11 protein-coding genes are annotated in these 14135 nt (G+C 63.6%); 6 read left to right on the top strand and 5 right to left on the bottom strand.

The window, feature by feature from the left end; all coding sequences use genetic code 11:
- The first annotated feature begins 1 nt into the window (after position 1).
- From ACXI0D_RS05990 to ACXI0D_RS05965, 6 genes are all read left to right on the top strand, one after another.
- Positions 2 to 2857, top strand: a complete 2856-nt coding sequence (locus ACXI0D_RS05990; RefSeq protein ID WP_479642411.1) for a cytidine deaminase-like fold-containing protein — start codon at positions 2 to 4, stop codon at positions 2855 to 2857.
- Positions 2854 to 3309 carry a DUF6911 family protein gene (locus tag ACXI0D_RS05985; RefSeq protein WP_479642410.1) on the top strand — a complete coding sequence of 152 codons (456 nt, stop codon included), beginning with the start codon at positions 2854 to 2856 and terminating at the stop codon, positions 3307 to 3309. The genes ACXI0D_RS05990 and ACXI0D_RS05985 overlap by 4 nt, the downstream gene beginning before the upstream one ends.
- Positions 3310 to 3984: 675 nt before the next feature.
- The gene (locus ACXI0D_RS05980; protein ID WP_119007107.1) at positions 3985 to 4872 is read left to right on the top strand and encodes a DUF2628 domain-containing protein; all 888 of its coding nucleotides are present in this window, start codon (positions 3985 to 3987) and stop codon (positions 4870 to 4872) included.
- Positions 4872 to 5270, top strand: coding sequence for a hypothetical protein (locus ACXI0D_RS05975; protein ID WP_119007105.1), 399 nt, complete (start codon positions 4872 to 4874; stop codon positions 5268 to 5270). Before ACXI0D_RS05980 ends, ACXI0D_RS05975 begins: the two co-directional genes overlap by 1 nt.
- Positions 5271 to 5480: 210 nt before the next feature.
- Positions 5481 to 7703 carry a methyl-accepting chemotaxis protein gene (locus tag ACXI0D_RS05970; RefSeq protein WP_119007261.1) on the top strand — a complete coding sequence of 741 codons (2223 nt, stop codon included), beginning with the start codon at positions 5481 to 5483 and terminating at the stop codon, positions 7701 to 7703.
- A 166-nt stretch (positions 7704 to 7869) separates the two neighbouring features.
- The gene (locus tag ACXI0D_RS05965; RefSeq protein ID WP_014646414.1) at positions 7870 to 8238 is read left to right on the top strand and encodes a glycine zipper 2TM domain-containing protein; all 369 of its coding nucleotides are present in this window, start codon (positions 7870 to 7872) and stop codon (positions 8236 to 8238) included.
- Positions 8239 to 8367: 129 nt separating this feature from the next.
- On the opposite strand, the gene ACXI0D_RS05960 is transcribed toward ACXI0D_RS05965, so the two are convergent.
- The 5 genes from ACXI0D_RS05960 to ACXI0D_RS05940 form a co-directional block, all read right to left on the bottom strand.
- On the bottom strand, positions 8368 to 9495 hold the full coding sequence (locus ACXI0D_RS05960) for an ABC transporter permease (protein ID WP_119007103.1): 1128 nt from the start codon (positions 9493 to 9495) through the stop codon (positions 8368 to 8370).
- Positions 9492 to 10679 (bottom strand): ABC transporter permease, encoded by a 1188-nt coding sequence (locus tag ACXI0D_RS05955; protein WP_119007101.1) that lies wholly within the window; start codon positions 10677 to 10679, stop codon positions 9492 to 9494. The genes ACXI0D_RS05960 and ACXI0D_RS05955 overlap by 4 nt, the downstream gene beginning before the upstream one ends.
- Positions 10664 to 11677, bottom strand: a complete 1014-nt coding sequence (locus tag ACXI0D_RS05950) for an HlyD family secretion protein (RefSeq protein ID WP_479642409.1) — start codon at positions 11675 to 11677, stop codon at positions 10664 to 10666. The genes ACXI0D_RS05955 and ACXI0D_RS05950 overlap by 16 nt, the downstream gene beginning before the upstream one ends.
- The gene (locus tag ACXI0D_RS05945) at positions 11670 to 13076 is read right to left on the bottom strand and encodes a TolC family protein (RefSeq protein WP_119007098.1); all 1407 of its coding nucleotides are present in this window, start codon (positions 13074 to 13076) and stop codon (positions 11670 to 11672) included. The genes ACXI0D_RS05950 and ACXI0D_RS05945 overlap by 8 nt, the downstream gene beginning before the upstream one ends.
- Before the next feature lie 78 nt (positions 13077 to 13154).
- Entirely contained in the window at positions 13155 to 14048 is an 894-nt protein-coding gene (locus ACXI0D_RS05940) for a LysR family transcriptional regulator ArgP (RefSeq protein ID WP_119007096.1), read from the bottom strand.
- Positions 14049 to 14135: the final 87 nt, after the last annotated feature.

Below are 14135 nucleotides of genomic sequence, written 5' to 3'. Positions count from 1 at the left end.
CGTGTATGTGTACGCCGAAGCGAGTGTTGGCAGCAGCAAGGCCAATGCCGAGAGTAGCACCTGGCAGAACACCACGCTGACCGGCAAGAACATCTCGATGAAGGCCGACGGCGATACCACGCTGCGTGGCGCCACAGCGTCCGCTGATCGCATCGACGTCAAGACCGGCGGCACGCTGACGATCGAGTCGCTGCAGGACATCGCCGAGAGCATGTCCAGGAACAGCCAGGTGGGTGGCCGCGTGCAGGTGTCGTTCGGCACTGCGTGGAATGCCGACGGTTACGCCAGTGCAGGCAAGGCCAGCGGCAGCTATCAGGGTGTTGGCCAGCAGAGCGGCCTGTTTGCCGGTAATGGCGGGTACCACGTCGATGCCGGCCACGTGAACCTGGTGGGTGGTGCGATTGCCAGCACCGATGCGGGCAACAGTGAACTGACTGCGGACTCGCTGACGTTCACTGACCTGCAGAACCACATGGACTACACGGCCAGCTCCGGCAGCATCAGTGGTGGTGCGGGCGGGGAGATGGATGGCTGGACGCCCAAGCCGGGAACTGCCGCACCCCGAGGTGGTCCGGGCCTGCCGATGATGGAAAAGGGCAGCGACAGCAGCTCCACCCTGGCCACCTTGACCGAGGGCAACATCACGATCGGTGGCAGACAGACGTCGGCGGCCGAGCTGGGCATCAACACCGACGCCAGTGGAGCGCATCGTGCGCTGGATGCATTGCCGGATGCGAGCAAGCTGCTGGCGGACCAGCAGGCGATGGCGGCTGCGGCGGGGACGGTGATGGCCACCAGCCAGCAGATTGCCTGGGATATTGGCAGTGCAGATGCGAAGAAGATCACGGATAAATATCGGGAGCCGATGAGTCCCGAAGAGAGACGGGCATTCGATGCGCTTCCTTCGGACGAGCAGTTCAAGCGCCTCGTCGCGTTCGATGCATCCTACCCCGATGCACTGGTGACCCAGCAGAAGTGGGCCCCTGATGGCGTCTATGGCCGCGCGCTCGGCGCAGTGACCAGCGCGTTGGTCGGTGGTGTTGAAGGACAGGGACTGGGTCAGCTGGGTTCCAACGCGCTGGCGCCGTATGCGGCTGAACTGATCGGCAAGACGTTTGACCCGAACAAGCAGAGTGCTGTGCCTAGCGAGGCCATGCAGATGCTGTCGCACGCGCTGCTGGGCGCGCTGTTGGCAGAGGCCAATGGTGGGTCGGCGGGAAGTGGGGCGTTGGCGGCCGGTGGTGGTGAGCTGGCGGCGAAGTTCCTGGGCGACTACTACGCCAAGCATAATAAGGGGCAGTTGTCGCCCGAGCAGGCGGAGCAAGTAAGGGTGCTCGGACAAGCGGTCGGCGCAATGGCGGGAGGACTTTCCGGTGCAGGTATTTCTGGCGCGACATTGGGCATGGGTATCGCAAAAAACGCCGTTGAGAACAACTACCTGAATCATGACGAGCGGATGGAGTACCTTCAGGCGACTGTTATCTGCTCTGATGCAGGTAAAGACTGCGATATCAAGGAAAACTTCGAGCGGCTCTCCGCTGAGCGCGATTACAAGCTCATGATGGCATGCCAAGTGCCAGGGTCTATCGCGTGCAGTGAGCAGCGATCACTTGCGAAGATTGCACTGGAATCGCATAACTCTCCTATATATAAGGGGGAGTATGACGCATGGATGGCTGAAAACGCCGATAAGCTCATCGCTGCGAGCAATAATGCCGGTTCTGGGGTCAACCTTGAAAAAATTGCCATTCACTCTTCCACCGAAGATCTGCAAAGGAAGGTGTACTGTTCGCTGGTTGGTGAGTGTGGTTCGAACACTGTCGATTTATTGCGTGGTGCAGGCTACGGTGCGGAAGCCGACTGGTTGTCGTCGACGAATCGAGCGGTCGCTGGTGCTGCGTTCGTAAACGGGCTCTGGACCGGCGGAAAGGACCTGGTAGCGGGTGCTGCAAGCATGAACCAGATCAGTGTTCTGCTGGGCTTGGTCTCGGATTACAAGGAGATGGATAAGCTCGGCTTGCAAGCGTTCTACGAAAAACGCAACAACGCGATCAGTCAGGCCATTAATGGGTACATGGAAAAGACGGCAGGCCTTGCGTACTATCTGACGGCTGGGCGAAATTCGTGGAACTTCGAGGACGTTGGCCAGGCAGCCGACATTGGCGGAAGGCTTGTTGTTGATATTGGAAGTTCTTTCGCAGGGCCTGAGGCGCTCCTTGCAAAGGGGGCTAAGGTCACCGCACTGGAGGCTGCTGCTTCAGAGGCACTCGAACGAGCTCGAAAGGCGCGCTCGGTAAAATTGGAGCCGGATGGCTCGTTGCCGCCGCATCTTCTGCCGGATAACATTGATGGTCACGGTCTAATCGAACATCCCGTTCTGCAAATTCCGGATTCATCAATGGTCGCCGCCGAGAGGCTGAAATCTGATCTGTTCGAGCTACAGAAGGTTGATGTTAGGCTTAACACGATGTTGCCCGGCGGTGGAAAGCCAATTGAGGTAATCGCGGAAAGTAGTATTGGTGGCCAAGTGCTGTGGGATACCAATCAGGGGTCGCGGCCAGCTCATTTGGCCGATCCGAATCGGCCGACCTTGATCTCAGATCTGGTGCCTCCAGGGCGTCCAAATTCAAATATGAAAGACGCACATGCCGAGATCGCGTTGATTCAACAGGCGTTCGATGCAGGTCTTACGAGAGGACAGGATATGAGTATGGTCGTGCGAGGCAGATCCGTTTGTGATTTCTGTATGTCTGATATCGGAAAGGCTGCTGACCGCGCCGGTTTGAATAGTGTGAGAGTACTGGATGCGAGCAATGGTAGAGTCCATGTTTGGGTAAGGGGGATCGGATGGAAATGATGGTGGACGATAGTCTTGAGGACGATCGAGCGTTCGAGGTTGAAATTCTTATTGGGCGTTCCAGTCCGCACGTTGAAATCGCAGAGAGGGTGGTCTGGAGTAGGGTTGAGGCTGGGGTTAGAGCAGTGTTCGCTCAAGGAGGACGAGTAAGATTGCGACTTCTCGAAGCAAGCGGTTACATTCGAAAGATGAGCATGGACGCAAATCCGGGCAATTTCAGAATGCTTGCTTTTACTTCTTCGGATGATATGAGGATGGAAATTCTGGAGTGGTGTGGGCCTGATGATGGAACGGCCAGTGGCTACGTAAAATTTGACGATGATATGTGGGATTCTCGAAAAGTGTGCAGTGATGTCGATGTTGCACTTCGATTGTTTGGTGAGTTTTACAGTCGAGGAGATCTTCTTGATGGGCTTGTGTTCTTCAGGTCGCCTTGGGATCCTTTGCAATGAATTCCGAGAGGTGCTGCAACTCTTGGTTGAAGCGCCAATAGATAATCTTGCGGCGGTCCCATGCCATTATTTCAGGCCGCCGAATGCCTTTTCCTGAATAAGTATATGGAGAGGGGGCAGGGCACTCTTGCTGATCTATTGTCTTCGGGAGGGGAATTTCTGTGGGCGAATGGCTTGCCCAACGACCCGGTAATGTGGGGTGACTGGTGCGACGCATTTGCTGAGGTTTCAGTCGATGGAAATGCTCTTAATTATGAATTCTGTAGCGCGCAAATTAGTTCATCAGGCGGACGTTTGACGTTGCTGGATGCGTTCTCAGTAATGCTGGTATTCCTCGAGGCGATCTTTGATCGATCCGGTGAGGATCTTCCGCTTTTCGAAGTTATTGGGCGTCTCATGTCGCCTCTAAGTGATTCCGGTTGTCCGAATGATTCCTCTGTCTGGGTTGAGTGGGTGGAGTCGGTTGGAAAGGTTAGGTCGTAGGGGTTTGGGCGGCGGCTTCCCTGATGGCAATAGGGATTGAAAGGGGGGGGGCTGGCGATGCAAGAGGATCTTGAATTTGGTTGTGACTTCGAATTCGAGATTCTTGTCGGCCGCAGTAGGCCTCATGCTGAGGTGACAGAGGAGCCTGTCTGGAGCAAGGTCGAGTTTCGTGGCGAGTTTGGATAAAAGATAATGAGAGCAAGGATTGAACCCACCTTCGGTAGCGCCGACGGTGAAGCAGTACAGCGCACAGATACAGCCTCCGATGGGCTGAGCGAAAAGGACGCACTGGCGATCGTGGTAGGAGACAGGTTCTCCACCTATCTCCACTACTGGAGGCTGTACGAAGCATGCGGCAGGGCGCCAAGGCGATGGAACTGGCCGGCATTCCTGTTCTCGTCACTCTGGTTCTTCTTCCGGCGCATGCATGCGTGGGGCGCGATCTGGTTCATCCTTTCGCCGTTGCTGATGACCACCTTCGCGCTGCTGGGGCTGCCATGGTTGTCCTTGCTCTCTTTCGTGGTGTTTCGCGTACTTGCAGGAATCCTGGCGAATCCGCTGTACCTGGCGCACTGTCGAAGGATTGTCCGCATGGTTGATGCCGAGCATCGCGGGGCACATCGTCGGCACCTTGAACTGCAGAAGGCTGGCGGCGTCAGCTACACCGCTCTGGTGATCGCCTTGGCGGTAACGGCCTCACAGAACACCCTTATCAAACTGATCGTTGGTTCGATATCAGAGCCAACGCCCACGCAGTCTGCCGTGTACGTGGCGGCGAACCCGCCGTATCTGCCGGACCCGCAGATAGAGGAAGCGGAGCGGGTGGTGTACCAGGAGCAAATGCGTGCGATCGCAATGACGGCGTGGCCAGCGGGCGTTCCAACCGAGGGCAATGCCTGCATTGTCGAGTTGCGTTTGGCGCCACCAGGTCAAGTGCTGAAGGCCAATGTCCTGGAGCCGTGTACGTTGAACGACGCCCAACGCGAGATGATGCTGGGTGAAATCAGGCGCACGGACTTCACGATCGAGGGGAAGATGCGGTTCTTCAACAGGCATACCCTTATCGACTTGCACAAGTAATGAGCATTTCGCTGTTTCTCGAAGCCGAAGCCGAAGCCGGTGCCGACCTGGATGCCGTGCTGCACGCCCTGGATTCGATCCAGGCCGAGTACTCCGACGGTACTGACGGTCTGCATGGGTATCTTCCAGCGTCCAACACCAGCTTCGGGTTCGGCATCGTCGACCCGCCGGAGGCGCTCGTAGCGGAAGGGCTTGAAGTCGAGTGGCAGGTGGGCCTGCTCGGCTCGTTTCATTTCCGCGCGAGCGGGTTTGAAAGCGCCTGGGAGGAAATCTGCCGCTTCACAAAGCGCTACGCCGCGACGTGTGGGTTTCGATTTGTGCTCTCGTTCCAGTTCGAGAGCGTCTATGCGGCAAGGCTCGGAAAGGATCTGGTCTTCCCGGGGCCTGCTGCACCGTAATGCCGGATAGCGGGGGGGCAGGCCCCGGCCTGATCCCATTCGCGCTACCCGTGGCGATATACCTTATGGATATAACGCCTTCGTGGGTCGTCTGATTTCACACCTGTCTGCACAGTTCCAGAGTTTTGGATCGATATAATAATATCGACCCATAAAGTTTCCCCTGTCTGCGCCGCCATCGATCGTACGGCCATGATCAAGGGAATTGAGATGCTCGCCTTACGCAACCTCCGAGTGGGATCCCGGCTGGGTGCCGGGTTTGGACTGCTGCTGCTGTTCATCGTGGCCATCGTCGGCCTGGTGCTGTACGGGAATCACCTGAAGTCCGCCCAGTTCGAGAAAGTGGTGGACGTCAACATGGTGAAGATGCGGCTGTTGAACGACATGCTGGATACCAACAACGCAGTGTTGATGCACCGCCGGCTGATGGTGATCAAGCGTGGCGAGGATTTCGACAAGGATTATCAGAAGGCGCAGGAGCTGTCGCGGACCTACGACGGCATCTGGGCCAAATACATCAAGATTCCGCGTGATGCCACCGGCGATACCCTGGTTGCGAAGATCGACGCGGCACGCAAGGCCACCGATGCCTCCACCCAGCATCTGCACGAGCGCATGAAGGCCGGTGATTTCGACGGCGCGGCCAAGGAACTGCTCGCCGAGCATGGGCTGGCAACCGCATGGAACGAGGCCATCTCGACATTGCTGCGGCATCAGGAAGCGCTGACCGCGCGCAGCCGCGAGGAATACCGGTCAACCGAATCCTGGACCGGTACGTTGTCGATCGTGTTCGGCGTGCTGAGCCTCATACTGGGTTCACTGGCCGCGTGGGCCATCACCCGCAGCCTGACCCGTCCGCTGGAAGGGGCGGTGAAGCTGGCCGATGGCATCGCCAACGGGCGGCTGGACAGCAGCATCGACGCCTCCGGCAATGATGAGGTAAGCCAGTTGCTCCGGTCGATGCAGCGCATGCAGGCGCAGCTGCAGTCGGTGATGGCGGCGCAGGGTGAGCTGGCGCGCCAGCACGATGCGGGCAGCCTCAGCTACCGCATGGACGAGAGTGCCTTTCCCGGCGACTACGGGCGCATGGTGCATGAGACCAATGCGCTGGTCGGCTCGCACGTGCAGGTGCAGAACCGGTTGATCGAGGTGATGAAGCACTACGCCCGTGGCGACCTGTCGGTGGACATGGATCCGCTGCCGGGCGAGAAGGCGGCGATCACCCAGGCCATGGACGAGACCAAGACCAGCCTGTCGGCGATCAACAGCGAGATCCGCCGGCTGGCGACGGCAGCGGCGGCGGGCGATTTCAGCCTGCGCGGCGATGAAGATCGCTTCGCCTATGATTTCCGCGACATGGTGACCGGGCTCAATCGCCTGATGCAGACCACCGACGAGAACCTGGTGCAGGTGTCGACCCTGCTGCAGGCGATCTCGCGCGGAGACCTGACCGTGCGCATGCAGGGCGACTTCCATGGCGTGTTCGCCCGCATGCGTGATGACTGCAATGCCACCGTCGACCAGCTCAAGCAGATTGTCGGCCGCATCCAGTCCAGCGCGTCCAGCATCAACCTGGCGGCAGGCGAGATCGCCTCGGGCAACACCGATCTGTCGCGGCGCACCGAGCAGCAGGCGGCGAACCTGGAAGAGACGGCTGCGTCGATGGAGGAGCTGACCTCTACCGTGAAGCAGAACGCCGAGCATGCCCGCCAGGCCAACCAGCTTGCCATCGGCGCGCACGGTGTCGCCTCGCAGGGCGGCGAGGTGGTCGGACAGGTGGTCACCACGATGTCGGCCATCGAAGCCTCGTCGAAGAAGATCGCCGAGATCATCTCGGTCATCGACGGCATCGCCTTCCAGACCAACATCCTGGCGTTGAACGCGGCGGTGGAAGCTGCGCGCGCCGGCGAGCAGGGCAGGGGCTTTGCGGTGGTGGCCAGTGAGGTGCGCACGTTGGCCCAGCGCTCGGCCGGTGCGGCCAAGGAGATCAAGGGCCTGATCGAGGATTCGGTCGGCAAGGTCGCCGATGGATCGGCGCTGGTTCGCCAGGCTGGCACCACGATGGGCGAGATCGTGGCGTCGGTGCAGCGCGTGACCGACATCATGGCCGATATCTCCGCCGCCTCGCAGGAGCAGAGCTCGGGCATCGAACAGGTGAACCAGGCGGTGGTGCAGATGGACGAGACCACGCAGCAGAATGCGGCACTGGTGGAAGAGGCCAGTGCAGCGGCACGCTCGATGGAAGAGCAGGCCAACCTGCTGGCCGAGGCGGTTTCGGTGTTCCGCACGGGTGCGGCGACGGCGGCGGCGGTGGCACGCCCTGCATTGGCAGCGGTAGCTGCGACGGTCACTCCAGTGCGTCGGCCCGCTGCGCTTTCACCCCGCATCGAACCGACACTGGCGGCCAACGCCGGTGGCTGGGAAGAGTTCTAGCAAGGCAGCACGCCGGTAGGGAGACGGCGCCCATCACGATGGCTGATCGTGATGGGCGCGGATTTTCTTCCTGAACGCGCGATGGCCGATGAGGTGGCGGACACGCGCATTTCACTTCCGGTTGCCAACCGCGGGAGGACACTTGCGCCATACCGGAACTCAGGAGATGGCCATGAAGACCTCGACCCGACTGCTTGTGCTGGGCACCCTGCTGGCGGCTTCGTCGGTAGCCGGTGCACAGACCTACGGGCCGCGCGATGAAGGACGCCGATTCAACGATGGCAGCCGCGTGGTCTGCAAGAACGTGGAAGTGCAGCGCAACTCGCGCGATCCCAACCGCATTGCCGGTACTGCCACCGGCGCGGTGATCGGCGGCCTGCTGGGCAACCAGGTGGGCGGCGGCAATGGCAAGAAGCTCGCTACCGTGGCCGGTGCTGTTGCCGGTGGTGCGGCCGGTCGCCAGATCCAGGGCAACAGCCAACAGAAGAATGGCGACCGCGTGGTCGAGCGCCGCTGCGAACGCGTCTATCGCTGATCGATCGCTGCCAGACCCCGTTTTCCCCTTCCACATCGCAGCACTCGAACGCCGGCCCCGCGCCGGCGTTCTTCGTTGCAGGAAAAGGGGACGGAGGGGATTAAGTCGCAATCCCCCCCAACCGGCCGCTTACGACTTAATCCCCTCCGTCCCCTTTTTTGCGAGGAGGCGCCAGGTGGCGAGGCTGCCGTAGAGCAGCAGCAGGGCGGTGAGGGTGATCAGTTCGTGGCTGACTTCGGCCAGGCTGGTGTCCATCTGGTTCAGGCGCACCATCAGGTTGATGCCCGAGGTGGTCGGCAACAGCTGCGCCAGCCAGACCAGCGGTTGTGGCGTCATCACCGCCGGCCACGACAGGTTGGCCAGGAAGAACAGCGGGATCGAGGTGGCGATGATGTACTGGAAGGCGCGTTCACGGGTGCGGAAGAAGCTGCCGACGAACAGGCCGAAGGCCACGGTGGCGGCGATGAACAAGGTGCCGCCCAGCAGCTGGCCCAGCGGGTTGCCGCCGCGCGGATAGTCCTGCACCCAGGCGGTGAAACCGGCGTAGTAGAACAGGCCGAACAGGCCGATCAGGCCGAAGCCCATCGCCATGCCGGCCAGGGTCGGCAGGTCGAAGCGCAGGCGCCGGCCGAGCGCGAGGCGGCGGCCGCCGAGCAGGACGCCGATGCCCATCAGCAGCGTCTGGTGCACGATCAGCTCGGCCACGCCGGGCACGATGGCGCTGCCATAGCCTTCCTGCGTGTTGTACAGCGGGCGCTGCACCAGGGTGACCGGTGGTGCCTGCGGTGCGCCCATGAAGGCGGCCTGGCCGACCACCGCCTCACGCCCGAACGCGCCCAGTGCATCGGCCACGCTGCCCAGCACCCAGCTGGCACGCCCCAGGTAGGCGCCGTTGCCGAGCAGCACCAGCTTGGCCGGATGGCCGCGCAGGATGTCGCGTTCCAGGTTGGCCGGGATCAGCACGATGCCCTCGGCGTGGCCAGCTTCCAGCTGCTGCCGGGCACTGTCGATGTCTGCCGGTTGCCCGACTACGCGTGCCACCCGGAGTGCATCGAGCTTGCGCAGCAGCTCACGGCTGGTCGCGCTGTGGTCTTCATCCACCACCAGCACCGGCAGGTTGCCGGCCACCTGGTGACGGTACGCAGCCGGGTAGAAGAACGAGTACAGGATCACCGCGCCGACCATCACCACGATCGCATAGCGGTCGCACAGCACCGCCATCAGGGTCTGCCGCAGGCTGCGCCAGAGTGCGCTCATGCGTCGGCCCCTGCCGGTTGTGCGGCGGCAGGCGTACGCGCAAAGGCGATCAGGCGCAGGCCACCGATGCCACCGGCCACCACTGCCATCAGCAGCAGCGTGGCCAACGGCCATGCCGAAACCTGCAGCGGCGAACCGATGAACTGCTGCTGGGTCTGCAGCTTGATGTAGGCGCTGAGCGGCAGCAGCTGATGCCAGATGCGGGTGAACAGGGGGCCATCCAGCACCGGGAAGGTGGCGCTGGAGAACGCCAGTGCGGTGCCGATGCTGAGGCCGACCGCGGACAGCGCGGTGCCCATGTCGCGGGTGACGCCGACGAAGAACAGCGCGTAGGCGGCCGTGGCCAGGTAGAACAGCGGCTGTGCGAGCAGCAGCAGGAGCACGCTGCCCGCCACGCCATCGCCGCGCAGCCAGGCCAGGTAGCCGATGCCGAGTGCGCCATACACCGAGAACATCAGGATGTACGGTGCGACCTTGCCGGCAATCGCCAGCCACGGCGTGCGGCCCAGCCAGGCGGGCAGGGTACCGTCGCGGATCTCGCGGCCGAGGCTGCCGGCCACTGCAAGTGCCAGCACCAGCGACAGCACCGCCGGGAAGATCAGCGGCAGCAGGAACAGCTCGTAGCTGCGCGCCGGGTTGTACAGGATGTCCGACTGCACCGCGATCGGTGCCGCACGCAATTTACCCGGACCGACCTGCAGTCCGATGCGCTCGCGCAGCAGGCGTGCGTTCCAGGCCGAGACCGCGTCGCCGATATCGCGCGCCGCGGACTGGCCGGTGGTCATGTAGGTGGCGTTGTAATAGGCGAACACCGTGCCCTGGCGGCCACGCAACGCCTGCCGGGTGACGTCGCGCGGCACCAGCACGATGGCGAACACGTCCAGGCTGCGCAGCTGCGAGCGTGCGTCTTCCAGGTCCACCGGCTGGCTGGCGATGCGCACGCCGGGGCTGGCATCGAGCATGCGCAGCAGCAGGCGGCTGTCACTGCTGTGGTCGAGGTCGACCACCGCGATCGGGATGTCGCGCATCACCGAGGGCGTGAACATCCACGCCATCACCACCAGCATCAGAAGCGGCAGCAGGGTGACCAGCAGCAGGTCGGCGCGGTTGCCGCGCAGTGACCGCAGCTCGCGCCGCCAGCTGGCGGCGAAGCCGCCGCGGCCAGGGCTCAGTGCTGGGGCCATGCGAACAGCACGCTCATGCCGGGGCGGAAGCCCTCGATGCGGCGTACCGGGCGCACCCGCACCTCGAAGCTGCGGACGTCGTAGCCGGACGACTGGCGGGTGGTCCGCCAGGTTGCATAGTCCCCGGCCGGATTGATGAAGTAGACCTCGAATTCGCCATCCAGGCCGAGTGCCGGCACGCTGCCCTGCAGCTTGCTGCCGACCTTCAGGCCCTGCATCTGCGATTCGCGCAGGTTCATCGCCACCCACATGCGGTCGATGTCGACCAGGGTGAACACCGGGTAGCCGGCCGGCACCAGTTCACCCGGGTCGGCCATGCGCTTGTTGATCTCGCCGGCGACCGGCGCGCGCCCTTCCACTTCGACACGCGCGGCGTTGACTTCGGCCACCGCGCCCTGTGCCTGCTGTACCTGGCCCTGCGCGGCACGCTTGTCCTGCTCGCGTGCGCCGGCCAGGGCCATGTCGTACTGCGCGCGGGCGGCACGCGCCAGTTCACGCGAACTGGTGGCCTGGGCATGTGCTTCATCGCGCTTCTGCCGGGTCATCACCCCTTCGTTGAACAGGTTCTGCACGCGCTGGTAGGTGGCTTCAGCCAGCGTCGCACCGGCTTCGGCCCGCTTCCAGTTCGCTTCGGCAGCGCGGATGTCCTCGCTGCGCGCGCCTTCGTCGGCCTTGTCGGCCACCGCCTGTGCGGCGGCCAATGCGCCGTGCGCCTGCTGTTCCTTGGCGGCCACTTCCGGGCTGTCGAGCAGGAACAGCACCTGCCCGGGCTGCACGCGGTCACCCTCGCGCACCTTCAGCTCGGCCACGCGCGCGGTGATCTTGGCGGCCACGTTGATGGTGTCCGCATCGGCCATACCCTGGATCTGGTCGCCCGGGCTGCGCCAGGCCAGCCACAGGCCGAGCACCACCACGACCAGCAGCACCACTACCAGGATCGGTCCCAACCGGCGCTTGCCCGGGGGCGTCGTCGCATCGTCGTGCAGCACATCACTCATGGTCGATCACCTCGTCCGCACGCCGCCGGAACTCTTCGAAACGGTCCATCTGTCCACTGACCTCCAGCAACTGTGCCAGCGCAATATCGTATTGGTAGGCGGCCTGTGCGCGCTCGACGCGGGCGCCGCCGAGGCCGAGCCGCGCGTCGATCACATCCAGCGAGGTGGCCTGGCCTTCGCGGAACGCCAGCTCCTGCAGGCGCAGGTTTTCCTGTGCCTGGGCAATGCTGCTGTCGAGCAGCACGTACTGCTGGCGTGCGGTTTCCAGTTCGTTCCAGGCCTTGCGCACGCCCAGCGCGACCTGGTTCTCGGCCTCGCGCAGGCCCGCTTCAGCCTGGTCCTGTTGCGCACGCGCGGCGCTGATCTGCGCCGGCCGCGAATTCGGCGACAGGAAGGTGTACTTCAGGCCGATGCCGAACGCCCAGTCCGGATCGGTCAGCATCTCGTCGCGGCGGCGGAAGTCGTACTGGCCGAAGGCGAAGATCTGCGGCTTCAGCTTGGCCTGCTGCACGCGCACGCCCTGTTCGGCCTGCGCCACCATCGCCCGCAGGCGTGCGATCTGCGGCTGGCGCGCCTGCGCCGTGCGCTCGAAGCTGGCCACCGGTTCCAGCGGCACGCGCTGCACGAACAGCGGCGACACCGGCTGCACCTCGCCACCACTGCGCAGCAGCGTGGCCAGTGCGGCCTTCAGCGTGGCCAGGTCGTTCACCGTCTTCTGGTATTCGCGCTCGGCCTTGTCGCGGGCCACGGTGGCCTGCAGGCGCTGCGCGCGGGTGGCAAAGCCCTCGCGTTCCAGTTTCTCTGCGTCGGACAGGTGGCGGTTGAGCCCATCACGCACGTCGCGGCGCACGTCCACCGCCTGCTCGGCTAGGCGCTGGCCGAAGTAGGCCTGGGCCAGCTGCACGGTTAGCGACTGGCGCTGTGCTTCGCGCTCGGCACTGGCCTGTTCGTGCGCGGCGCTGGCCGCACGTTGCGCGGCCGGAATCACACCGCCGGTGTACAGCGGCAGCACCGCGGTCACCACCGGGCGGGTACGCCAGTCGCGTTCGGTGAACGACAGCGGCGAGTCGATGCCATAGGCCTCGGCCACCGGTGCCAGCGAACCCAGTGGCAGGGTGAGGGTCTTCTGGAACTGCAGGCGGCGCACTTCGCCGGTGATCTCCGGCAGGCGCAGCAGACGCGTCGCGTCCTGCAGGTCCTGCTTGTTGCGCACGGCGGCGTCGGCGGCGGCCAGCGCATCGGAGACCTGTTCCAGGCGCTGCCGTGCCTGTTCCCAGTCCAAAGCCGGTGCATCGGTGAGGGTCTGCGCCGGCGCTGCCAGTGGCAGGCAGGTCGCCAGCGTCAACGCCAGCGCGGCCTTCGCGCGGTGCATCCTTGTACGTCGGCCGATCACGCCCATGCCGTCCCAATGGTGAAGAAGTGCGCAAACGGTAGTGCGCGCGGCGTGAAGCCCGGGTCTGCGATCATCGGTTTGTCCTCAACGAAGGGTGCCGCTGGCCGCAGTGCGCAGCGCCTGGGTGATGTGCTGCAGCGTGCTTGAGCGCACAGCGGCATGCTGCCAGTACAGCGGCACATCGAGCCAGCGGCGGGGTTCCAGTACCACCACGCGGCCGGCGCGCACGGCGGGCGCGACCAGGGTTTCCGGGGCCATGCCCCAGCCGAGTCCGCACGCGGCGGCTTCGACGAAACCGGTGGAGGAGGGCAGGTAGTGTAGCGGCGGCTGCAGTCGCGCGCGGGTCAGGCGCCGCACGAAGCGCCACTGCAGTTCATCTTTGCGGTTGAACACCAGCATCGGCGCGCGCGCCAGGGCCGCGGCCTGCATGCCATCGCTGAAGTACTGGCGGGCGAAGCCGGGCGAAGCGATGGCGTGGTAGCGCATCGCGCCGAGCGGGTGCACGTTGCAGCCCTTCACCGGTTGGCTTTCGGCAGTGACCGCGCCGAGTACGCTGCCATCGCGCAGCAGCTGCAGGGTGTGGTCCTGATCGTCCATGCGCAGGTCGAACAGGTAACCGCGGCGCTGGTGCAGGTCGGCGATGGCCGGTACGAACCAGGTATCGAGCGAGTCGTCGTTGACCGCCAGCGGGATCGGCGTGCGCGCAGCGTCGCTGCCACGCTCGGGCAGCAGCTCGGCCAATGCCTCGGCCTCCAGCGCCTGCATCGGCCGGACCCGGCGCAGCAGCGCTTCACCTGCGGCGGTCGGCCGGCACGGTGCCTGGCGCACGACCAGTACCTGGCCGAGCCTGTCCTCCAGCGCCTTGATCCGTTGCGACAGGGCCGACGGGCTGATCGACAGGCGGCGTGCCGCGGCCTCGAAGCTGCCTTCTTCCAGCACCGCGGCAAACGCGGCCAGTTGTGGATGTACCAGGTCCATGCCGGTGCCTCTTCAGTTTTCCTGCACAGGATAAAGAAAAATCAGTTTGTCTAAACAGGGGCGGCGGCCGCACCCTGCGCGTCCCCT

The organism is Stenotrophomonas sp. C9D9, assembly GCF_056491205.1.
This window is presented reverse-complemented; position numbering and strand designations above follow the sequence as displayed.

What these genes read in the sequence shown, in the direction of transcription:
- ACXI0D_RS05985 (WP_479642410.1), top strand. Translation starts at nt 2,854, where the DNA reads ATGATGGTGGACGATAGTCTTGAGGACGATCGAGCGTTCGAGGTTGAA.
- ACXI0D_RS05980 (WP_119007107.1), top strand. Translation starts at nt 3,985, where the DNA reads ATGAGAGCAAGGATTGAACCCACCTTCGGTAGCGCCGACGGTGAAGCA.
- ACXI0D_RS05975 (WP_119007105.1), top strand. Translation starts at nt 4,872, where the DNA reads ATGAGCATTTCGCTGTTTCTCGAAGCCGAAGCCGAAGCCGGTGCCGAC.
- ACXI0D_RS05970 (WP_119007261.1), top strand. Translation starts at nt 5,481, where the DNA reads ATGCTCGCCTTACGCAACCTCCGAGTGGGATCCCGGCTGGGTGCCGGG.
- ACXI0D_RS05965 (WP_014646414.1), top strand. Translation starts at nt 7,870, where the DNA reads ATGGCCATGAAGACCTCGACCCGACTGCTTGTGCTGGGCACCCTGCTG.
- ACXI0D_RS05960 (WP_119007103.1), bottom strand. Translation starts at nt 9,495, where the DNA reads ATGAGCGCACTCTGGCGCAGCCTGCGGCAGACCCTGATGGCGGTGCTG.
- ACXI0D_RS05955 (WP_119007101.1), bottom strand. Translation starts at nt 10,679, where the DNA reads ATGGCCCCAGCACTGAGCCCTGGCCGCGGCGGCTTCGCCGCCAGCTGG.
- ACXI0D_RS05950 (WP_479642409.1), bottom strand. Translation starts at nt 11,677, where the DNA reads ATGAGTGATGTGCTGCACGACGATGCGACGACGCCCCCGGGCAAGCGC.
- ACXI0D_RS05945 (WP_119007098.1), bottom strand. Translation starts at nt 13,076, where the DNA reads ATGGGCGTGATCGGCCGACGTACAAGGATGCACCGCGCGAAGGCCGCG.
- ACXI0D_RS05940 (WP_119007096.1), bottom strand. Translation starts at nt 14,048, where the DNA reads ATGGACCTGGTACATCCACAACTGGCCGCGTTTGCCGCGGTGCTGGAA.